Source organism: Pseudomonas sp. TH39(2020), assembly GCF_016650715.1.
Taxonomy (GTDB): Bacteria; Pseudomonadota; Gammaproteobacteria; order Pseudomonadales; family Pseudomonadaceae; genus Aquipseudomonas; species Aquipseudomonas mandelii_C.
The window spans coordinates 1,074,054-1,093,709 of sequence record NZ_JAEKFF010000006.1 but is presented as its reverse complement, the minus strand read 5'-3'; the positions used below and the strand labels follow the sequence as shown (position 1 = coordinate 1,093,709).

Below are 19,656 nucleotides of genomic sequence, written 5' to 3'. Positions count from 1 at the left end.
CGCTCGAACACGGCCCGCTGGCCGTCCATAAGATCGTTTTCGTGAGTAGCCATGGTCGACAAACTGACGCATCTGAAACAGCTGGAGGCCGAAAGCATCCACATCATCCGCGAGGTCGCCGCCGAGTTCGATAACCCGGTGATGCTGTACTCCGTCGGTAAAGACTCCGCCGTGATGCTGCACCTTGCGCGCAAGGCATTCTTCCCGGGCAAATTGCCGTTCCCGGTGATGCACGTCGACACCCGGTGGAAGTTCAAGGAAATGTACGCGTTCCGCGACCGCATGGTCGAAGAGCTCGGCCTGGACCTGCTGGTGCACGTGAATCCCGAGGGTGTTGCGCAGGGTATCAACCCGCTCACCCACGGCAGCGCCAAGCACACCGATATCATGAAAACCGAAGGCCTCAAGCAGGCCCTCGACAAGTACGGTTTCGACGCTGCTTTCGGTGGTGCCCGTCGCGACGAAGAGAAGTCCCGTGCCAAAGAGCGCGTGTATTCCTTCCGCGATACCAAGCACCGCTGGGACCCGAAAAACCAGCGTCCCGAGTTGTGGAATGTCTACAACGGCAAGGTCAACAAGGGTGAATCGATCCGTGTTTTCCCGTTGTCGAACTGGACCGAACTGGACATCTGGCAGTACATCTACCTCGAAGGCATCCCGATTGTGCCGCTGTATTTCGCCGCCGAGCGCGACGTTATCGAGATGAATGGCACCTGGATCATGATCGACGACGAACGCCTGCTCAATCACCTGAGCGATGAAGACAAGGCGCGCATCGTCAAGAAGAAGGTCCGCTTCCGTACGCTCGGCGACTACCCGCTGACCGGTGCGGTCGAGTCCGAGGCCACCAGCCTGACCGACATCATTCAGGAAATGCTCCTGACGCGAACTTCCGAACGCCAGGGCCGGGTCATTGATCACGATGGCGCAGGTTCGATGGAAGAAAAGAAACGTCAGGGTTATTTCTAAGGGGTTGTCATGTCGCACGCATCTGATTTGATCAGCGAGGACATCCTCGCCTATCTGGGCCAGCACGAACGCAAGGAAATGCTGCGCTTTCTAACCTGTGGCAACGTCGACGACGGCAAGAGCACCCTGATCGGGCGCCTGCTGCACGACTCCAAAATGATCTACGAAGATCACCTGGAAGCCATTACCCGCGACTCGAAAAAAGTCGGCACCACTGGCGATGACATCGACCTGGCATTGCTGGTCGACGGCCTGCAGGCCGAGCGTGAGCAGGGCATCACCATCGATGTCGCTTACCGTTATTTCTCCACCGCCAAACGCAAATTCATCATCGCCGACACCCCTGGCCATGAGCAGTACACCCGCAACATGGCCACCGGTGCATCCACCTGTGACCTGGCGATCATCCTGGTCGACGCCCGTTACGGCGTGCAGACCCAGACCCGTCGCCACAGCTTCATTGCCTCGTTGCTCGGCATCAAACACATCGTTGTCGCCATCAACAAGATGGACCTCAACGGTTTCGACGAAACAGTCTTCGAGTCGATCAAGGCCGATTACCTGAAGTTCGCCGAAGGCATCGCGTTCAAGCCGACCACCATGGCCTTCGTACCGATGTCGGCACTGAAGGGCGACAACGTGGTGAACAAATCCGAGCGCTCGCCGTGGTACACCGGCCAGTCGCTGATGGAAATTCTTGAAACCGTCGAAATCGCCAGCGACCGCAACTACACCGACCTGCGTTTCCCGGTGCAGTACGTCAACCGTCCGAACCTGAACTTCCGTGGTTTCGCCGGCACCCTGGCCAGCGGTGTCGTGCACAAGGGCGACGAAGTCGTTGTGCTGCCGTCGGGCAAGAGCAGTCGCGTGAAGTCCATTGTCACCTTCGAAGGTGAGCTGGAGCACGCCGGTCCTGGTCAAGCGGTGACGCTGACCATGGAAGACGAGATCGACATCTCCCGCGGCGACTTGCTGGTGCATGCCGACAACCAGCCGCAAGTGACTGATGCCTTCGACGCCATGCTGGTGTGGATGGCCGAAGAACCGATGCTGCCCGGCAAGAAATACGACATCAAGCGCGCCACGAGTTACGTGCCGGGTTCGATCACCAGCATCGTCAACCGCGTTGACGTGAACACCCTGGAAGAAGGTCCGGCCAGTTCGTTGAACCTGAACGAGATCGGTCGGGTCAAGATCAGCCTCGACGCGGCCATCGCGCTGGACGGTTACGCGAGCAACCGCACCACCGGTTCGTTCATCGTCATCGATCGTTTGACCAATGGCACCGTCGCGGCCGGCATGATCATCGCTCAGCCGTTGAGCCATGGCACCAGCACGCATCACGGCAAACTGGCACACGTCGCCACCGAGGAGCGCGCCCAGCGTTTCGGCCAGCAACCGGCCACCGTGCTGTTCAGCGGTTTTTCGGGCGCCGGCAAAAGCACCCTGGCTTACGCAGTTGAACGCAAGTTGTTCGACATGGGCCGTGCGGTGTTCGTACTCGATGGTCAGAACCTGCGTCACGACCTGAACAAAGGTCTGCCACAGGATCGCGCCGGGCGTACCGAGAACTGGCGTCGTGCGGCGCACGTTGCGCGTCAGTTCAACGAAGCGGGTCTGCTGACGCTGGCAGCCTTCGTTGCGCCGAGTGCCGAAGGTCGTGAGCAGGCCAGGGAACTGATCGGCAAGGAGCGTCTGCTGACGGTCTACGTCCAGGCTTCTCCGACGGTCTGTGCCGAGCGTGACCCGCAAGGCCTGTACGCGGCGGCCGGGGATAACATCCCGGGTGATTCCTTCCCGTACGACGTGCCGCTGGACGCCGACCTCGTGGTCGATACCCAGTCGCTGTCGCTGGAAGAAAGCGTCAAGCAAGTGCTGGATCTGCTGCGCAAGCGTGGCGCGATCTAAGCATTAGCCGTTAAAAAGAAACCCGCCGATGAGTGATCATCGGCGGGTTTTTTTGTGTCCCTGAAACCGCCTTCGCGAGCAGGCTCGCTCCCACAAGTTCAGTGTTCGCCGAAGATCCACTGTGGGAGCGAGCCTGCTCGCGAAAGGGCCAGTACAGGCTCCTGATTACTTCGCTGGATACTCGCGATGCATCTGCGCAAGCAGCGCATCCTTGTCGTTCCACAACTGATTGATCCAGCCCTGAAACTGCAAGCGATACTCGCCGTCCTGGTCGTAGTTCTTGCCGATGAACTGCGGCGGAATCTTCAGTTCCTGAAAGTGCACCACTACGTCCTTCACGTTCCCACAGAGCAAATCCCAGTAACCGGGACGCCCGGCCGGGTAGTGAATGGTCACGTTGACGATGGCTTCCAGCTGCTCACCCATGGCATCCAGCACAAATGCAATACCGCCCGCCTTGGGCTTGAGCAGGTACTTGAACGGCGATTTCTGCTGGGCATGCTTGCCTTCGGTAAAACGCGTGCCTTCGACGAAGTTGAAAATCCCCACCGGGTTATGGCGGAACTTGTCGCAGGTCTTGCGGGTGGTTTCCAGGTCTTTGCCTTTCTTCTCCGGGTGCTTCTCCAGGTAGGCCTTGGAGTAGCGCTTCATGAACGGAAAGCCGAGCGCCCACCACGCCAGACCAATCACCGGCACCCAGATCAGTTCCTGCTTGAGGAAGAACTTCAGCGGACGAATCTTCCGGTTCAGCACGTATTGCAACACCATGATGTCGACCCAGCTCTGGTGGTTGCTGGTGATCAAGTACGAGTGCTGATAGTCCAGACCTTCCAGGCCGCTGAGTTTCCAGCGCGTGTGTCCGAGCAAGTCCATCCAGGCCTTGTTGTTGCTGATCCAGGCTTCGTGGATATGGCTCATCAGCCAATCGGTAAAACGTTGGGCGGTGGGGAAGGGTAAAAGCAGTTTGAAAATCGCTACGATGAACAGCGGTGTGCAGCAGGCAATCGTGTTCAGCGCCAACAGCAGCGAGGCAATGACGCCTCGCAGCGGTGCAGGTAGGGAATCCAGCATTTAAAGATCCAAAGGTCGGTTGGCAGCTTGAATCGCGGTCAACGCGATGGTGTAGACGATGTCGTCGACTTGCGCGCCGCGCGGCAGGTCGTTCACTGGTTTGCGCAGGCCTTGCAGCATCGGCCCGAGGCTGACGCAGTCGGCGCTGCGCTGCACGGCTTTGTGGGTGGTGTTGCCGGTGTTCAGGTCGGGGAACACGAACACTGTGGCGCGACCGGCGACCTGGCTGTTCGGCGCCAGTTGCCGGGCAACGGTTTCGTTGGCGGCGGCGTCGTATTGCAATGGGCCGTCGATCAGCAGCGAGTTCTGTTGTTCATGGGCGAGCAACGTCGCTTCGCGCACCTTCTCGACTTCTTCGCCGCTGGCCGATTCACCGCTGGAGTAGCTGATCATCGCCACGCGCGGGGTGATGCCGAAGGCGGCTGCCGAGTCGGCGCTTTGCAGGGCGATCTCGGCCAGTTCGCTGGCGCTCGGGTGCGGGTTCATCACGCAGTCGCCGTAGACCAGCACTTCCTCGGGGAAGAGCATGAAGAACACTGACGACACCAGCGTGCAGCCTGGCGCGGTCTTGATCAGTTGCAAGGCCGGGCGGATGGTGTTGGCGGTGGAGTGAATGACCCCGGACACCAATCCGTCGACCTCATCCAGCGCAAGCATCATGGTGCCGATCACCACGGTGTCTTCCAGTTGCTGCTCGGCCATCGGCGCGTTGAGGCTTTTGGTTTTGCGCAGGGCGACCATTGGCTCGACGTAACGCTCGCGAATCAGGTCCGGGTCAAGAATTTCCAGTCCCGGAGGAAGTTCGATGCCTTGGGCGCGAGCGACAGCTTCGACGTCCGCCGGTTTCGCCAGCAGCACGCAACGGGCAATGCCGCGGGCCTGACAGATCGCTGCGGCTTGCACGGTCAGCGGCTCGCTGCCTTCGGGCAGGACGATGCGTTTGTTGGCAGCCTGGGCACGCTGGATCAATTGATAACGGAACACGGCGGGCGACAGGCGCATTTCCCGTGGCGTGCCGCAGCGTTGGTGCAGCCACTTGGCGTCGAGGTGGCTGGCAACGAAATCGGTGATGATTTCCGCGCGCTCGCGGTCGTCGATCGGGATTTCCTTGTTCAAACCGTTCAACTGGTTAGCGGTGTCGTAGGAACCGGTGCTCACCGACAACACCGGCAGGCCCGCCTGCAAGGCGCCACGGCACAGGTCCATGATGCGCGGGTCGGGCAGGGTGTCGCTGGTCAGCAACAGACCGGCCAGCGGCACGCCATTCATGGCCGCGAGGCTGACGGCGAGGATGATGTCGTCGCGATCGCCGGGCGTCACCACCAGCACGCCGGGCTTGAGCAGCTCCACGGTGTTACGCACGGTGCGGGCGCAGATGATGATGTTGGTCATGCGCCGGGTCTCGTAATCACCGGCATTGAGAATTTGCGCGCCCATCAGATCGGCGACGTCGCGGGTGCGCGGGGCGTTCAATTCCGGCTGGAAAGGGATGCAACCCAGCAGACGGAAATCGCCACTGCGCAGCAAGGGCGAATGCTCTTTCAAGCGCGAGGCGAAGGCCTCCATGCTCTCGTCGGTTTTGACCTTGTTGAGGATCACGCCGAGGACTTTCGGGTCTTTGGGGCCGCCGAACAATTGCGCCTGCAATTCCACTCGGCCGGACAGTTCGGTCAGCACTTCGTTTTCCGGCGCCGAGACCAGGATCACTTCGGCGTCGAGGCTTTTCGCCAAATGCAGATTGACCCGTGCGGCGTAACTGGCGCTGCGGGTCGGGACCATGCCTTCGACGATCAGCACATCCTTGCCGACAGCCGCCTGCTGATAGAGGGTGATGATTTCTTCGAGCAACTCGTCCAGCTGACCGTCGCCGAGCATGCGCTCGACGTGCGCCAGACCAAGCGGCTGAGGCGGTTTCAAACCGTGTGTGCGCGCGACCAGTTCAGTGGACCGTTCAGGCCCGGTGTCACCCGGGTGCGGCTGGGCAATCGGTTTGAAGAAGCCGACCTTGAGGCCGGCCCGCTCAAGGGTACGCACCAGCCCAAGGCTGATGGAGGTCAGACCCACACCAAAATCGGTGGGCGCGATAAAAAAAGTTTGCATGCGGATTCTCTGGAGGTGCATGGCAATGGTGACGACCTATGTCTGGCCGTTTACCGAAATTCAGTCGCCAAGGTTAGCGCTAACCGAGCCTTGTGCGCACCAACCGCAATCAAAGGGCTGGCCTATTTTTTCAATACGTTGCGCGGGGTCCAGCACCCAGGCGCGCGATTGCCACGGTGGCTGGTGGCGCAGGTGCTGGGTGTGACCGCAGGAAAGCTCGGCCACCCAGTGCCCGTCCTCATCTTGATGGAAGCCTGTGACCGTCGAGCCTTTCGCCGTCACCCGTCTGTCCGGGTTGTGTTCGCTTTCGGGCGATTGCTTCGCTAAACTTGGCCATTCTTCATTCTTATGCAAAAGGTCTCGCCCCATGCTGATCGCCGCCAATAAGGCTGTCTCCATCGACTATACCCTGACCAACGACGCTGGTGAGGTCATCGACAGCTCCGCCGGCGGCGCGCCGCTGGTCTACCTGCAAGGCGCAGGTAACATTATTCCGGGCCTGGAAAAGGCTCTGGAAGGCAAAACCGTCGGTGACGAACTGACGGTTGCCGTAGAACCTGAAGATGCCTACGGCGAATACGCTGCCGAACTGGTCAGCACGTTGAGCCGCAGCATGTTCGAAGGCGTCGACGAGCTGGAAGTAGGTATGCAGTTCCACGCATCCGCTCCGGACGGCCAGATGCAGATCGTCACCATTCGCGATCTGGACGGCGACGATGTCACCGTCGACGGCAACCACCCGTTGGCGGGTCAGCGCCTGAATTTCCAGGTCAAGATCATCGACATCCGTGACGCCAGCCAGGAAGAAATCGCTCATGGTCACGTCCATGGCGAAGGTGGCCATCACCACTGATTTTCTGCGCTAAGCTTTCGAGTACTGGAGAGGCGCCCGAGGGGCGCCTTTTTAGTCCGCGGCTGTCCCTGGTGACACCGCCAAGTGGCTGTTTCGAGAAGAACACGGGAATCTGGAGTTCGTCATGAGTGCTTTTCACGACCTTAAATTGACAGGCCTGGATGGTCAGGAGCTACCTCTGGCGCCCTTCAAGGGGCACGTCGTGCTGGTGGTCAACGTCGCCTCCAAATGTGGCTTGACCCCACAGTACGCGGCGCTGGAAAACCTCTACCAGCAATACAAGGACAAAGGCTTCAGCGTGCTGGGCCTGCCGTGCAACCAGTTTGCCGGGCAGGAACCGGGTACCGAGCAAGAGATCCAGGAGTTTTGCAGCCTCAACTACGGCGTGAGTTTTCCGTTGTCCAGCAAGCTGGAAGTCAACGGTCACGATCGTCATCAGTTGTACCGTCTGCTGGCGGGCGAGGGGGCTGAATTTCCCGGTGACATTACCTGGAACTTCGAAAAATTCCTGCTGGGCAAGGATGGTCGCGTGCTGGCGCGGTTCTCGCCGCGCACGGCGCCGGATGATCCGTCTGTCGTTCATGCGATCGAAAAAGCGCTGAGCTGAAAAAGAAAGATCAAAAGATCGTCCGAACGCGGCCCGAACCTTCGGCAGCTCCTACGGGTGTACACATTCCCCCTGTAGGAGCTGTCGAAGGTTCGGGCCGCGTTCGGACGATCTTTTTTCGTTTCTAATCCTTAATCACTTAAATCAATAGTGCTGTTCAAGGCTTGTGACTCTCCATATTATCGCCGTCATAAAGTCATTTCCCGTGGAGCGTCCCATGCCCGTCAAAGCCCTGTTCAAACCGTTCCACCTCGGCACCCTCGAACTGCCGACCCGCGTCGTCATGGCGCCGATGACCCGCTCGTTTTCGCCGGGTGGCGTTCCCAATTCCAAAGTGATCGAGTACTACCGTCGTCGCGCCGCTGCGGGTGTGGGTCTGATCATCACCGAAGGCACCACCGTCGGTCACAAGGCTTCGAACGGTTACCCGAACGTGCCGCATTTCTACGGCGAAGCGGCGCTGGCTGGATGGAAAAAAGTAGTCGACGCGGTTCATGCTGAAGGCGGCAAGATCGTTCCTCAGCTGTGGCATGTCGGCAGCGTGCGCCGCATCGGCACCGAGCCGGACGCCAGCGTGCCGGGTTACGGTCCGTCGGAGAAATTGAAGGACGGTCAGGTCGTGGTTCACGGCATGACCCAGCAAGATATCCAGGACGTGATCGGCGCATTTGCCCAGGCCGCCAAAGATGCCCAGAGCATTGGCATGGACGGCGTGGAAATTCACGGTGCCCACGGCTACCTCGTGGACCAGTTCTTCTGGGAAGGCAGCAACCAGCGCACCGACGAATACGGCGGCAGCCTGGCCAACCGTTCGCGTTTTGCCATCGAACTGATTCAGGCGGTGCGTGCAGCGGTCGGCGAAGGCTTCCCGATTATTTTCCGTTTCTCTCAATGGAAGCAGCAGGATTACACCGCGCGTCTGGTGGAAACACCGCAAGCGTTGGGCGAATTCCTCAAGCCGTTGTCCGACGCCGGCGTGGATATTTTCCACTGCTCGACGCGTCGTTTCTGGGAGCCGGAGTTCGACGGTTCCGAGCTGAACCTGGCCGGCTGGACCCGTAAGCTCACCGGTAAACCGACCATCACCGTGGGCAGTGTCGGCCTGGATGGCGAGTTCCTGCAGTTCATGGTCAACACCGACAAGATCGCGCAGCCGGCCAGCCTGGAAAAACTGCTGGAGCGTTTGAACAATGATGAGTTCGATCTGGTGGCGGTAGGTCGTGCGCTGCTGGTAGACCCGGACTGGGCGCAGAAAGTGCGTGACGGCCGTGAAGAAGACATCCTGCCGTTCAGCCGTGAGGCGTTGATGACCCTGGTTTAAGCCGAGGATCAATGCCTGAGGCAAGCGGGGTCTGACAAGCCCCGCGCAACTGCCCTTCAAATTGCTCGATAATCGCTGCCCACCCTTGGCGACTCGCATGCTGACGCGCATTAAGCCGCACGCAGCGCAAGGTTTCGCGCTCCTCCAACAGCCAACACGCCGCATCGCAGAACGCCTCTTCGTCCCCCGGCATCGCCAGTACGCCGTTGTAGCCATGGCGGATGTGCTGAGCCGCTGCCGCCTGATCGTACGCCACCACACCCAATCCCGACGCCAGCGCCTCAAGCACCACATTGCCGAAGGTTTCGGTCATGCTCGGAAACAGAAACACATCCCCCGACGCATAGTGGCTGGCCAAGGTTTCGCCGCGTTGTGATCCGCAAAAAATCGCCTCGGGCAGTTCCTTCTCCAGTGCCGCCCGTTGCGGACCGTCACCCACCACAATCAGTTTCAGTTTTCGCTGTGGATAAGTGGCTTTCAGGGTGTTGAAACAACGCTGTAGCAGGCCAAGATTTTTCTCCGAGGCCAGACGTCCTACGTGGATAACGGCAATGTCGTCATCACCCAGGCCCCAACTCTCACGCAGGGAAGTAAGACGTTTGGTCGGGTGAAATAATTGACTGTCGACCCCACGCGACAGCAACGCCAGACGCTCGAAATGCCGTCGCTCCAGTTCCATTCTTTGACTCACGCTCGGCACCAATGTCAGCGTCGAGCGATTGTGAAACCAGCGCAGGTAGTGGGTCAGCAAGCGAGTCAGCAGTCCCAGCCCATACTGGCGAGAGTACTGCTGAAAGTTGGTGTGAAAACCGCTCACCACCGAAATCCCCAATCGCCGCGCCGCACGCAATGCGGACAATCCCAGCGGTCCTTCGGTAGCGATGTAGAGCACGTCCGGCCGATGACGCTTCCAGCGCCGCAGCAGCTTGTGCATCGACGACTGACCCCATTGCAAGCCGGGATAACCCGGCAGCGGCCAGCCACGACACAGCAACAACGCATCGTCGCTGCCCAACTGCTGATCGCAACCCTGACGCGGTCGCACCAATTCCACCTGATGCCCACGCGCGCGCAAACCGTCGCACAAGCGGCCGAGGGTATTGGCCACTCCGTTGATTTCGGGAGGGAAGGTTTCGGTGATCAGAGTGATATGCAGAGCTGTCGTCATGACCTCAGTGTCGGCTGAGGCCATGTCGTCAGTGTGACGGTGGGATGATGAATTTGTGACTGGGTGAGCGCAGGTTCACCAGACATACGGTGTTGCGCTCAGGTGTTCAGTTACTTTGGGTCAGTATTCTGTTCTTTATGACTTTTGCAGGGTTTCCTACTGCGACAGTGTAAGGCGGAATGTCTTTGGTCACCACGGAGCCTGCTCCAATAACCGCACCTTCACCGATTGTCACGCCCGGTAGAATAATGCTCTTTCCGCCAATCCAGGCATGTTTTCCCACTGTTACAGGCGCAGATATATCGGGAAGATGGAGGGCTGTGTAGTCGTGACCAGAAGCGAAAATAATGACGCCTGGCCCAAGTACGACATGATCCTCCAAGGTGATAATACCTTGATCTGTTTGCATGGATGGATAAAGTTCGCAGCCCCGATTGATCGCCACACCGTTACCCAGGGAAACCCGCCATGGATATCTAACAAAACTACGATAGTCCAGCATGGTCTCCCTTCCGTATGTTTTGAATACAAGGCGAAACATAGCGTTTCTAATGAAGTGCGGGAGAAGGTCGACGATGATCCATAACATGCCGGAAATATAACTAAACATGGAATAAACAAAAACAACCAGATTTCTATTTTTTATTGGGCTCTTCATGATTTTTCGCTTTCATGAACATAAAATTTATTGATGAGGTAGAAAAAAACGGAGACCAGAATGACAGATGTAATCTGAATTAACCAGGCTGGCGCGTTGTATAAGTCAACAAAAACATACAGCATCAGTATGTTCAGAATATAACCAGCCAGCAGCATGATAAAAAGTCGGATCAAGCTGGTACGGATCTGTACGGCGCTATCAAATACCAGTTTTCGATTAAGCCAAAAGCTGATCAGTGCGCCAATGACGTAAAGAATTGATGCTGCGAGTTTTGGCTCGATTTTTTCATGTAATAGTATGAGAAATGCAACGTAGCCGCCCGCGTTGACGAGTGCGCCAACCAGGTAATATCTGACAAGTTGTAACAAGTCGAACGATGTGAAACGTTGAAAATAGTGCTTCATGATTCGAGTACAGCCAGGCCAAATCCGGTTATTCCGTAATTATTTCCATTGTATAACATGTAGCGTTTGCCATCATGGTCAAATACGAAAGGGTACTCGATCATTTCAGAGTCCCAGCCGGTCTCCGATACATCAATACCTACCTGGTCATCCATTCTTGTCCAGTTAATGCCGTCAGCGGACTCGGCATAACCGATTCTGTAAGATTGACCTCGGTAGGAATACCACATTTTCCAACCATCCGGGTCATGTATGACAGACGGCCTGGAGATAGCGTGCTCATTGTCTTGAGCATAATCAATTGCGACTTTACCCTCGCGCAACCAGTTTATGCCGTCGGCGGATTCAGCATATTTTATATGATACTTGTGCTTGGGTACTCCATTCACCATCTCCCATTCGGTACAGGACAAATACCACATTCTCCATTTTTCATTCTCCACCAATACGCAGGGTGTAGCGGTGAAGTGAGGTTCGAACATGGATCGGTCGACAATAGGGCCGGGCGAGTAACGTTTGAATGTGCTGCCTGAAGTGCTGGTTGCGACACCAATTGAGTTTCGGAATGGAACTGTGACGCCCAGGTTCCAGCCTTGATAATACAAATAGCGGGTGTCGTCTTTTTTTAAGAGCCAGCAGCCCATGGCACCGCTATCATCAAATTCGCCCAGCGACCCGGGAACGAGTACGGGGTCCTCAGAGACATTCAATATCTTAAAAGGGAGGCTGATATCCACGTCGACAAAAGCAGTGTGAGAGCGGCTTTTGGTGTCGCGGGTGGTAAAGTAAATTCGAAATACATTGTCAGCCAGATGCTCGCAGAAAGGCACCGCTGCATGGCTGTGCATCCAGGGCGAATCTCCGGAAGGTGTGTATAGGTGTCCAAGTTTCCGCCACTGATGGTTCATATCTTTCTCAACTTGCTGCTGGGAACTCTTGAGCGTTCTGTTGCGGAACCTATGTACACACCTTCTGCTTCTACATCGGCCAGTATTAATGTACCGGCACCAATGACGCTTCGTTCACCGATATTTATATGGTCTCTCAGCGTTGCATTAACGCCAATGAAGCATTGCTCTGCGATCTTGACGCCGCCTGAAACAACGACGTGAGATGCAATAAAGCAATGGTCGTGGATAGTCGAGTGATGACCGATATGATTTCCACTCCAAAGCGTGACGTTATTACCAATCGTCACGAAAGGCTGGAGGGTGTTGTCTTCCAGAATGAAGCAGTTCTCACCGATGGATTCGTTCAATACTGTTGCGTGCGAACTGATGTAGCTTGCGAGTTGGTAACCTAACGCTTTGGCTGCCAAATACTTCTCCTTTCGTACGGCATTGATTTTTGAATAGCTCAATGCTACAAAAAAATCATTGGATTCAGGAGGGTATTGGTTATGGATGTCTTCGAAAGGAACAACCGGTAGACCGCAGAATTGATGTTCGATAATGTAGGCGCTGTCAACGGTAAAGGCGACAACATTGTAGTCGGAGTCGGTACGGAAATAATAATAGGCAAGTTGGGCAATATCACCAAATCCAAAAATCACCAGATTTTTTTTCATGACGTCTTCCTGACAAGAATGGTAAATTCATAGAGATCGTAGTCATGCAGTATCGCTACGTTCCGTGAGTAGCGTTTCTTGCAGAGATCAAACAAAGCGCAGGGGTCAGCATAATAGAGATAATCGCGCATTTTATCTGCGTCTGAATATGATGTAAGACAGTTAAATGCAAAGCCGGATCGACTTGTCCGATCAAGGGCGTCCAGAGTTTCTTCAACGTATACCAACCATTCGGCATCCGAACGACCTTGGCGAACATTAAAAATTCCACTGGCGATGGAGTAGTCAGAAATGGCGTCCGGTTCTCCTGCTAATACAAATCGCGCCTGAGGTATATCTTTGTAGCGCTCTGTGGCCGCGTCAGTCATGCCTTGGGAAATATCAATGCCGGTATAGGAGAAAGATGTGTACCTTTGCGCCAGGCAATCGTAAAGCGCTCCGTAGCCGCAGCCCAGATCGTTCAAGGAGAAGTTTTCATCATCCTTGATAATTTTAAACAGTTGCTCAAATCTCAATGTTTGGCTTTCTGTGCCATTCCAGTCAACACCTTGAGGTGTTTCTCCATGTTGAGATAGCTTGTCAGTGTAGTAGTTGGCTACTTCGCTCAATAATTCATTCTTGTTCTTTTGCATAAATCTGTCTCACTATTGTATAGGGGCGCTGCTTGGTCTCAGAGAATATCTTTGAAAGGTAGATTCCAACCACGCCAATAAACGAGATGATCATTCCACCCAGTAGCCAGATTGACGCCATAACTGATGTCCAGCCACTGACGGGCTGCGATAGGAATACCCAATGCAAGACCAGATAGCTGATGTAAATAGTTGCAATTAAAGAGATTGAGATTCCGATGTAAAATATGCCGATCAGCGGTGCATTGCTAAATGAAGTTACGGAGTTAACCAATAACGACATTTTTTTACGGAAGGTATAGGTTGTCTCGCTTGTACTGTGTTTTTTTACATAAAGCGGGCGTTGATCAAAACCGGTGATATACCATAGCCCGGCCATGAAGATTTCTCTTTCCGTATGACGCAATAGCGCTTCAACGTAGCGGTGAGTCATTAACCGACAGGTGACAACATTCTTGGGCAGCGCCAACCCGGTCAGTGCTTTGAAGAAGTGGTAAAACCACTGACCACTCCAGGACTCGATCCGGCCGCCCTTACGTTTTTCCTGAACGCCATAGACCACGTCACAGGCGCTACTCTTCATCTGCTCGTTAAATGGCAAAAGCCACTCTGGTTCTTCTTCCAGATCGCTGTCTATCAAAAAAACCTGTTCACCTTTCGCATGGGCGAGGCCCGTCATCATCGCCTTGTGGTGACCGAAGTTTCTCGATAGATCCACTACGACAACGTGATGGTCATTTTTTGAAAGCTGGACTGCCAGCTCCAGGCTGTCATCCGGCGACCCATCGTTGACCAATACAATTTCAAAGTCTTCTCCCGCAACGTGTCGGGCGCAGGCGCAGGCGCGCTGGTAGAACTCGGCGATGTAGGATGATGACTGGTATAAAGTTGCAACGATAGAAAGTTTCATGGGCTGACGTGTCTCATGTATTTGTATGAACCTTTCCCGCAATTGAACAGTAAATCGAGAATGGTTACACCGTGAGTAAACTCGCCCCACAGCTGAGGGTATTCGCGGTAACCAGAATAGTCGAACCAGGTTAGCTTGATGTTCAGTTGGCTGAAGACGGATTCGTCAACGTAGTCCTTTGCCGAAGGTCCGGATATATATTCGCCTGCGCCCGCCTGGACGCACAGATCAGCCAGGCGTTCTGTTTTTCCGTCAAGCAGCGTGTAGTCCGATGAGCTACTAATCAATGTAGTTATGCCGAGATACTGGCAGATGGCTTGAATGAAACGAAGATTCAATTGGGAAATATGGGTGTAAATGTTGGCCGTATAGAGCGGCTCCAGCCATGACGCTACTTCGTTAAAGTAAGGCGCGCGGCGGTAGTTCTGCACGAGAGACTTCCAGTGCGACTCCATCCAGTCGAGACCATCAATCTCGGTTTCGTTTATTTTTTGATGGTACTTGCCTTTCACCTGTACCGGAACGGTTAACCACTGCACGCCTTGGGGTGTTTTGATTTGATTGCGATTACGCCAATCACGACGGGTGTACTGCATGTCGTCGTAGAGAATAAACTCGTCTACTGCGGCGATCATGTCGAAATATCCCTTCCAAGGGATGTAATTGGATTGGAGAATAGCAATTTTTTTCAATGCTCATGTCCCGTCTGCTTCGTTTTTGCCAACTTGGGTAGTCGGACCGTTTTCACGGGGTTTGGTAGCGCCAGTAATTGTCTTGCCGCATTCGCGGTTCTTAAAATGCTCGCCCATTGAAAGCGCGTTTTTTAACTTCCTTCTTTCGACAGTCACTGGACCGCTTCCGCGCGGACTGGCCATGCCTGCTTTCCGTAAACTCTGCTACTTTAATGCCGGAGGAAGGGGGTGTCACTTTTTTCGCCCACTGATGATTGCTTTCCTTCCACTTGAGGGACCATAAAACAGATTTTTATGGGCACCTCAGAGACGTTGTTGGTTGAAAAACTTTGTCCTGCATCCTATCGGTGAGCAGGACTTTGATCTCCACCTTCCCTCACCCAAAATAACGTCGCACCCGCCACAGCCGCCGGCATCATCAGAATGTTGACCACCGGAATCAGCAGCACCAGATAAACACTTCCGCCAAAACTCATGCTCTGCCAGCGCTTCTCGCGCAGCCAGGCGAGCATCTCGTTCCAGCCCAGTTTGTGGTTATCCGCCGGGTAGTCGATGTACTGGATCGCCATCATCCACACCCCGAACAGCAGCCACAACGGTGCGGCAATGATGTTAACCACCGGGATGAACGAGAGGATGAACAGCCCGATGGCGCGTGGCAGGAAGTAGCCGAGTTTGCGCATTTCCCGGGCCAGGGTGCGGGGGATCATGGCGATCAGTTCACCCCAGCTGAAGGACGGAAAATCGTCGGTGCCGCGCACCACCACTTCGACTTTTTCCGCGAGGAAACCGTTGAATGGCGCGGCGATGACGTTGGCCAGCATGGTGAAGGTGAAGAACACCATCAACACCACCAGCACCACGAACAACGGCCAGAGCACATAACTGAGAAAACCCAGCCAGTCGGGCAGGGACGGCATCAACGTATCGACCCACAGGCTGAATTGATGGCTGGCCAGGTAGATCAATCCGACGAACAGCACCAGGTTGATCATCAGAGGCAACAGCACGAACAAACGCAGGCTTGGGCTCAGGACCAACTTGAGGCCTTCGCGCAGGTATTGCGGGCCGGACAGAACGGGGGCGGGCATAACGTGCTCCGAGCAAAGGGGAAAACGCGCCGACCTTACCGGCTTTGCCTGACGGGCGAAAGCGCGGTAGCAGCATCGACATTAACTGTAACAAAGGCGCCTATGTATCCATCGTGATGGGATAGAGACCGCCTATGAGCTGGATTGTTAAACCGTATTTCCTTAATCTTCGCCCCCTCGATACGCTGCACCCCATACTTTTTACAGGGCTGTCGAGCTCAAGCCTTCCCCAAGTGCTTTCAACGGTCCTTTTTTATTCCCGCCGGCAACCCGGCGTTCCGCGCCAGAAGTTTCGGGCCGGTCAACAGGAGCAGGTCATGTCTGAAGTCCGTCATTCGCGAGTGATTATTCTCGGTTCCGGCCCTGCCGGTTACAGCGCCGCGGTCTATGCCGCCCGTGCCAACCTCAAGCCATTGCTGATCACCGGCATGCAAGCCGGCGGTCAACTGACCACCACCACCGAAGTCGATAACTGGCCTGGCGACGTCCACGGCCTGACCGGCCCGGCGCTGATGGACCGCATGAAAGAGCACGCCGAGCGCTTTGAAACCGAAATCGTCTTCGATCACATCAATGCCGTGGACTTCGCTGCCAAGCCGTACACCCTGACCGGCGACAGCGCGACTTACACCTGCGACGCGCTGATCATCGCCACCGGCGCCAGCGCTCGTTACCTGGGCCTGCCGTCGGAAGAAGCGTTCATGGGCAAAGGCGTTTCGGCCTGCGCGACCTGCGATGGTTTCTTCTACCGCAACAAGCCAGTGGCCGTGGTCGGTGGCGGCAACACCGCTGTTGAAGAGGCGCTGTACCTGGCCAACATCGCCAGCAAGGTCACCCTGATCCACCGTCGCGAAACCTTCCGCGCCGAGAAGATCCTGATCGACAAGCTGAATGCCCGGGTTGCCGAAGGCAAGATCGTGTTGAAGCTGAACTCGACTCTGGACGAAGTCCTGGGCGACAACATGGGCGTGACCGGTGCCCGCCTGAAGAACAACGACGGCAGCTTCGACGAGCTGACAGTCGACGGCGTATTCATCGCCATCGGCCACACCCCGAACACGTCGTTGTTCGAAGGTCAGCTGACCTTGAAAGACGGCTACCTGGTTGTGCAGGGCGGCCGTGACGGTAACGCCACTGCCACCAGCCTCGAAGGTATCTTCGCGGCCGGTGACGTGGCTGACCACGTTTACCGTCAGGCTATCACCTCGGCCGGCGCGGGCTGCATGGCAGCACTGGACGCCGAGCGTTACCTCGACGACCTGCAGAACGCTTCGTTCTAATTGCGTAGCAAATGAAAAAACCGGCCTCGGCCGGTTTTTTTGTACTCGCAGAAATGTCCGATCAACCCTGTGGGAGCGAGCCTGCTCGCGAAAGCGGTGTGTCAATCGACATCAATGTTGAATGAAAAATCGCTTTCGCGAGCAGGCTCGCTCCCACAGGGGAGTGTGGCGCCGTCAGCCTTTTAGCCGTTCCTGAACAAAGTCCATGACCTTCAACGATTGATAGATGGCATTGGCGGCAATCCGCCCGAACGGTCCGCCGTTCCAGTCCAGCAAGTACGGTTTGAACAGCTGATAACGCGAACTTTCCCCGCACACCGCTTCGGCGATGACCCTGCCGCCAATCGAGCCGGTATTCAAGCCATGGCCACCAAACGAGGTGCAGGCCCAGACGCCCGGTTCGAGCAATCCCAGGTTGGGCATCTTGTTGGTGGAGTAACCCATCAGGCCGGACCAGGCCAATTCGATTTTGACCGGGGCCAGTTGTGGATAGACCGACACCATGTCGGCCTTGAGCATGGTGGCGAGGGCCTTTTCGTTCTGTTCGTTGCGGGTGGTGATGCGTCCGCCCCAGAGCAGGCGGTCGCCTTCAACCACGCGGTAGTAGTCCGAGGCGCGGCGGTCGTCGGAGAACGCGGCGCCGGAGTCCAGGACGTTTTTGATCGAGTCGCCCAGGTGTTCGGTCAGCACCACATAGGTAGCAATGGGCAGGTAGGCGCGGCTGAGTTTTTGCAGTTCCGGGCCGCCATAACCGCCGGCGCAGAACACCAGGTTCTGGCAGCACACGGTGCCGTGAGCGGTCTGGACAATTTTGTCGTCGCCTTCGCGATGCCAGGCCAGCATTTTTGATTGTTCGAAAATCCGGCCTCCCGCTGCTTCGATGGCGAGGGCCAGTCCCAGGCAATAGTTCAGCGGGTGAAAGTGCAGCGCCTTCGGATCCTCGATGCCCTGGAAATAGCGCAGGGTGTGAGCTCGTTCGCGGACTTGGCCTGTGTCGAGGAAGTTGAGTTCATAGCCGAAGTCGCGGCGTATCGTGTCGATGTGGTTTTTCACACCAGCACCGTCGTCGTAACGCTTGACCTGAATCGTACCGGCGGATGGATCGCAACCGGGCAATGCCAGTTCGGCGATGTTGCGGCGGACAATCTCCACGCCCTCGACCGATAGTTGAAAGAGCGCTTTGGCTTGTTCCAATCCAAGTTTCTTGCGGATCGCCCCCGACCCTTCAGCCCAGCCCGGCGAGACCACGCCACCATTTCTACCGGACGCGCCCCAGGCGACTTGCTGGGCTTCGAGGATGATCACGCGTTTGCCGCGCCGGGTCAGCTCCAGGGCAGCGGTCAGGCCTGCGATACCAGCACCGATGATGCAGACGTCGCAGGTTTCATCGGTGTTCAATTCGGACCTGGCCGCTCGGGGCAGCGAGGTTTGGGAGTACCAGGTGGTGGGGAAGGACATTGTCGATCCTTGAGAAATTATCTTTTGTGGGAGCGAGCCTGCTCGCGAAGACGCCGGCACATACACCATCAATGCAAGCTGACCCACCGCTTTCGCGAGCAGGCTCGCTCTCACAGGGGGGCAGGCGTTTATTTGATGGTCGAGTAGTCGACGCCGTACCACTTGTCCGACAGCTTGGTCAGCGTGCCGTCCTTGTGCATCTCACCAACGATTTCACCGAGCTTGGCGGTCAGTTCCGGGTCACCCTTGTCGGTGGCGATGGCCAGCGGCTCGTAGAACGCCACAGCATTGTCGACGGCCCGCAATGGGTAACCCTTCTTGACGGCGGCATCCAGTGTGCTGCGTTGAGTGAGGATGGCGTCCAGCCGTGCGCCGTCGCCCAGGCGCAGGTCGTCCAGCGGCCCGACGGAACCGGAGTAGGTCTTTATTTTTGTGGTCTTTACGTCATAAACGACGGGTGGCACGTCAGTGGTTTCAATAGCCAGCGCCTGGCTGAAATAGTCCTCGGACGTGGTGCCACCTTCGACGCCGATGGTTTTGCCATTAAGTGCTTTGTGGTCGGTGACAGTGGATTTGTCGTGCACTGCAAAGACGTAGGGAACGTAGTAATAGGTCCCGGGGAAATCGAGGATTCGTGAGCGGCTCTTGGTCGCAGTCATCGAGCCCACGGACACGTCCCAGCGCCCACTCCACTTGCCGGCGGTGATCACGTCCCAGTCAGGCGTGATGAACTTGACCGCGACGCCGAGACGCTTGGCGATCTCCTTGGAAACGTCGATATCAAACCCGTCGATTTCATTCTTGTCGTTGATAAACCCTTGGGGTGGCCAGGTCGCCGACGTGGCGACGGTCATTGTTTTGCTGCTCTGGATTTTGTCCAGAACGGCTCCGGCGTTGGCGGCGCCGACGAACACCAGCGACATTGCGGCTGCGACTACGTGTTTTTTGCTGACCATGTCCATCT

Annotated in this window: 20 protein-coding genes; 6 read left to right on the top strand and 14 right to left on the bottom strand. The window is 56.2% G+C overall.

The genetic code is table 11. The features are described 5' to 3' along the window. The first annotated feature begins 51 nt into the window (after positions 1 to 51). Positions 52 to 969: a sulfate adenylyltransferase subunit CysD gene (gene cysD / locus JFU47_RS13010; RefSeq protein WP_030128620.1), complete on the top strand. Its 918-nt coding sequence runs from the start codon at positions 52 to 54 to the stop codon at positions 967 to 969. A 9-nt stretch (positions 970 to 978) separates the two neighbouring features. Continuing rightward, a complete protein-coding gene (cysN, locus tag JFU47_RS13005) occupies positions 979 to 2,877 on the top strand; it encodes a sulfate adenylyltransferase subunit CysN (RefSeq protein ID WP_201183417.1) in 1,899 nt (632 codons plus the stop codon). Positions 2,878 to 3,042: 165 nt separating this feature from the next. Here cysN and JFU47_RS13000 read toward each other — a convergent pair whose 3' ends face one another. Genes JFU47_RS13000 through JFU47_RS12990 form a run of 3 tightly spaced genes read right to left on the bottom strand, consistent with a single transcriptional unit; the run spans position 3,043 to position 6,447 of the window. Beyond that, on the bottom strand, positions 3,043 to 3,948 hold the full coding sequence (locus JFU47_RS13000) for an acyltransferase (RefSeq protein WP_201183415.1): 906 nt from the start codon (positions 3,946 to 3,948) through the stop codon (positions 3,043 to 3,045). Continuing rightward, positions 3,949 to 6,048 carry a phosphate acetyltransferase gene (gene pta, locus JFU47_RS12995; RefSeq protein ID WP_008150719.1) on the bottom strand — a complete coding sequence of 700 codons (2,100 nt, stop codon included), beginning with the start codon at positions 6,046 to 6,048 and terminating at the stop codon, positions 3,949 to 3,951. A gap of 60 nt (positions 6,049 to 6,108) precedes the next feature. Beyond that, positions 6,109 to 6,447 carry a DUF3565 domain-containing protein gene (locus tag JFU47_RS12990; protein ID WP_140681526.1) on the bottom strand — a complete coding sequence of 113 codons (339 nt, stop codon included), beginning with the start codon at positions 6,445 to 6,447 and terminating at the stop codon, positions 6,109 to 6,111. On the opposite strand from JFU47_RS12990, the gene JFU47_RS12985 reads away from it, so the two are divergent. From JFU47_RS12985 to JFU47_RS12975, 3 genes are all read left to right on the top strand, one after another. Beyond that, positions 6,416 to 6,901: an FKBP-type peptidyl-prolyl cis-trans isomerase gene (locus JFU47_RS12985; RefSeq protein WP_008150718.1), complete on the top strand. Its 486-nt coding sequence runs from the start codon at positions 6,416 to 6,418 to the stop codon at positions 6,899 to 6,901. The genes JFU47_RS12990 and JFU47_RS12985 overlap by 32 nt on opposite strands. Before the next feature lie 124 nt (positions 6,902 to 7,025). After that, the gene (locus JFU47_RS12980; protein WP_140681524.1) at positions 7,026 to 7,508 is read left to right on the top strand and encodes a glutathione peroxidase; all 483 of its coding nucleotides are present in this window, start codon (positions 7,026 to 7,028) and stop codon (positions 7,506 to 7,508) included. Between the two features lie 217 nt (positions 7,509 to 7,725). Continuing rightward, positions 7,726 to 8,829: an NADH:flavin oxidoreductase gene (locus JFU47_RS12975; protein WP_140893823.1), complete on the top strand. Its 1,104-nt coding sequence runs from the start codon at positions 7,726 to 7,728 to the stop codon at positions 8,827 to 8,829. On the opposite strand, the gene JFU47_RS12970 is transcribed toward JFU47_RS12975, so the two are convergent. The 9 genes from JFU47_RS12970 to cysZ all read right to left on the bottom strand — a co-directional run bounded on the left by JFU47_RS12970 (position 8,798) and on the right by cysZ (position 15,954). Beyond that, complete coding sequence (locus JFU47_RS12970) at positions 8,798 to 10,021, bottom strand: glycosyltransferase family 4 protein (protein ID WP_201183413.1); 1,224 nt, start codon at positions 10,019 to 10,021, stop codon at positions 8,798 to 8,800. The two genes, JFU47_RS12975 and JFU47_RS12970, sit on opposite strands and share 32 nt — an antisense overlap. An 82-nt stretch (positions 10,022 to 10,103) precedes the next feature. Then, positions 10,104 to 10,655, bottom strand: a complete 552-nt coding sequence (locus JFU47_RS33295; protein ID WP_201183412.1) for an acyltransferase — start codon at positions 10,653 to 10,655, stop codon at positions 10,104 to 10,106. After that, positions 10,652 to 11,062: a GtrA family protein gene (locus JFU47_RS12960; protein WP_201183410.1), complete on the bottom strand. Its 411-nt coding sequence runs from the start codon at positions 11,060 to 11,062 to the stop codon at positions 10,652 to 10,654. The genes JFU47_RS33295 and JFU47_RS12960 overlap by 4 nt, the downstream gene beginning before the upstream one ends. Then, a complete protein-coding gene (locus JFU47_RS12955; protein ID WP_201183408.1) occupies positions 11,059 to 11,970 on the bottom strand; it encodes a hypothetical protein in 912 nt (303 codons plus the stop codon). Before JFU47_RS12955 ends, JFU47_RS12960 begins: the two co-directional genes overlap by 4 nt. Beyond that, on the bottom strand, positions 11,967 to 12,629 hold the full coding sequence (locus JFU47_RS12950) for an acetyltransferase (RefSeq protein ID WP_201183406.1): 663 nt from the start codon (positions 12,627 to 12,629) through the stop codon (positions 11,967 to 11,969). Before JFU47_RS12950 ends, JFU47_RS12955 begins: the two co-directional genes overlap by 4 nt. Next, positions 12,626 to 13,261 carry a class I SAM-dependent methyltransferase gene (locus JFU47_RS12945; RefSeq protein ID WP_201183404.1) on the bottom strand — a complete coding sequence of 212 codons (636 nt, stop codon included), beginning with the start codon at positions 13,259 to 13,261 and terminating at the stop codon, positions 12,626 to 12,628. Before JFU47_RS12945 ends, JFU47_RS12950 begins: the two co-directional genes overlap by 4 nt. Continuing rightward, positions 13,242 to 14,171, bottom strand: coding sequence for a glycosyltransferase family 2 protein (locus JFU47_RS12940; RefSeq protein WP_201183402.1), 930 nt, complete (start codon positions 14,169 to 14,171; stop codon positions 13,242 to 13,244). The genes JFU47_RS12945 and JFU47_RS12940 overlap by 20 nt, the downstream gene beginning before the upstream one ends. Further along, positions 14,168 to 14,863, bottom strand: a complete 696-nt coding sequence (locus tag JFU47_RS12935; RefSeq protein WP_201183400.1) for a WbqC family protein — start codon at positions 14,861 to 14,863, stop codon at positions 14,168 to 14,170. Before JFU47_RS12935 ends, JFU47_RS12940 begins: the two co-directional genes overlap by 4 nt. Positions 14,864 to 15,204: 341 nt before the next feature. Further along, a complete protein-coding gene (cysZ, locus tag JFU47_RS12930; RefSeq protein ID WP_201183398.1) occupies positions 15,205 to 15,954 on the bottom strand; it encodes a sulfate transporter CysZ in 750 nt (249 codons plus the stop codon). A gap of 317 nt (positions 15,955 to 16,271) precedes the next feature. Here cysZ and trxB point away from each other — a divergent pair, with 317 nt between their 5' ends. Beyond that, a complete protein-coding gene (trxB, locus tag JFU47_RS12925; protein WP_123365291.1) occupies positions 16,272 to 17,234 on the top strand; it encodes a thioredoxin-disulfide reductase in 963 nt (320 codons plus the stop codon). Positions 17,235 to 17,408: 174 nt separating this feature from the next. Here trxB and JFU47_RS12920 read toward each other — a convergent pair whose 3' ends face one another. Further along, the gene (locus tag JFU47_RS12920) at positions 17,409 to 18,692 is read right to left on the bottom strand and encodes an NAD(P)/FAD-dependent oxidoreductase (RefSeq protein ID WP_201183397.1); all 1,284 of its coding nucleotides are present in this window, start codon (positions 18,690 to 18,692) and stop codon (positions 17,409 to 17,411) included. A gap of 128 nt (positions 18,693 to 18,820) precedes the next feature. Continuing rightward, the gene (locus JFU47_RS12915; protein ID WP_201183395.1) at positions 18,821 to 19,648 is read right to left on the bottom strand and encodes a transporter substrate-binding domain-containing protein; all 828 of its coding nucleotides are present in this window, start codon (positions 19,646 to 19,648) and stop codon (positions 18,821 to 18,823) included. Positions 19,649 to 19,656 lie beyond the last annotated feature (8 nt).

Bases quoted from the DNA above. Each gene is read 5' to 3' on its own strand.
- cysD (WP_030128620.1), top strand. From the start codon at position 52: ATGGTCGACAAACTGACGCATCTGAAACAGCTGGAGGCCGAAAGCATC.
- JFU47_RS12985 (WP_008150718.1), top strand. From the start codon at position 6,416: ATGCTGATCGCCGCCAATAAGGCTGTCTCCATCGACTATACCCTGACC.
- JFU47_RS12990 (WP_140681526.1), bottom strand. From the start codon at position 6,447: ATGGAGACAGCCTTATTGGCGGCGATCAGCATGGGGCGAGACCTTTTG.
- JFU47_RS12980 (WP_140681524.1), top strand. From the start codon at position 7,026: ATGAGTGCTTTTCACGACCTTAAATTGACAGGCCTGGATGGTCAGGAG.
- JFU47_RS12945 (WP_201183404.1), bottom strand. From the start codon at position 13,261: ATGCAAAAGAACAAGAATGAATTATTGAGCGAAGTAGCCAACTACTAC.
- JFU47_RS12920 (WP_201183397.1), bottom strand. From the start codon at position 18,692: ATGTCCTTCCCCACCACCTGGTACTCCCAAACCTCGCTGCCCCGAGCG.
- JFU47_RS12915 (WP_201183395.1), bottom strand. From the start codon at position 19,648: ATGGTCAGCAAAAAACACGTAGTCGCAGCCGCAATGTCGCTGGTGTTC.
- JFU47_RS12955 (WP_201183408.1), bottom strand. From the start codon at position 11,970: ATGAACCATCAGTGGCGGAAACTTGGACACCTATACACACCTTCCGGA.
- cysZ (WP_201183398.1), bottom strand. From the start codon at position 15,954: ATGCCCGCCCCCGTTCTGTCCGGCCCGCAATACCTGCGCGAAGGCCTC.
- JFU47_RS12975 (WP_140893823.1), top strand. From the start codon at position 7,726: ATGCCCGTCAAAGCCCTGTTCAAACCGTTCCACCTCGGCACCCTCGAA.
- cysN (WP_201183417.1), top strand. From the start codon at position 979: ATGTCGCACGCATCTGATTTGATCAGCGAGGACATCCTCGCCTATCTG.
- JFU47_RS12970 (WP_201183413.1), bottom strand. From the start codon at position 10,021: ATGGCCTCAGCCGACACTGAGGTCATGACGACAGCTCTGCATATCACT.
- JFU47_RS12960 (WP_201183410.1), bottom strand. From the start codon at position 11,062: ATGAAGCACTATTTTCAACGTTTCACATCGTTCGACTTGTTACAACTT.
- JFU47_RS12940 (WP_201183402.1), bottom strand. From the start codon at position 14,171: ATGAAACTTTCTATCGTTGCAACTTTATACCAGTCATCATCCTACATC.
- JFU47_RS33295 (WP_201183412.1), bottom strand. From the start codon at position 10,655: ATGAAGAGCCCAATAAAAAATAGAAATCTGGTTGTTTTTGTTTATTCC.
- pta (WP_008150719.1), bottom strand. From the start codon at position 6,048: ATGCAAACTTTTTTTATCGCGCCCACCGATTTTGGTGTGGGTCTGACC.
- JFU47_RS13000 (WP_201183415.1), bottom strand. From the start codon at position 3,948: ATGCTGGATTCCCTACCTGCACCGCTGCGAGGCGTCATTGCCTCGCTG.
- trxB (WP_123365291.1), top strand. From the start codon at position 16,272: ATGTCTGAAGTCCGTCATTCGCGAGTGATTATTCTCGGTTCCGGCCCT.
- JFU47_RS12950 (WP_201183406.1), bottom strand. From the start codon at position 12,629: ATGAAAAAAAATCTGGTGATTTTTGGATTTGGTGATATTGCCCAACTT.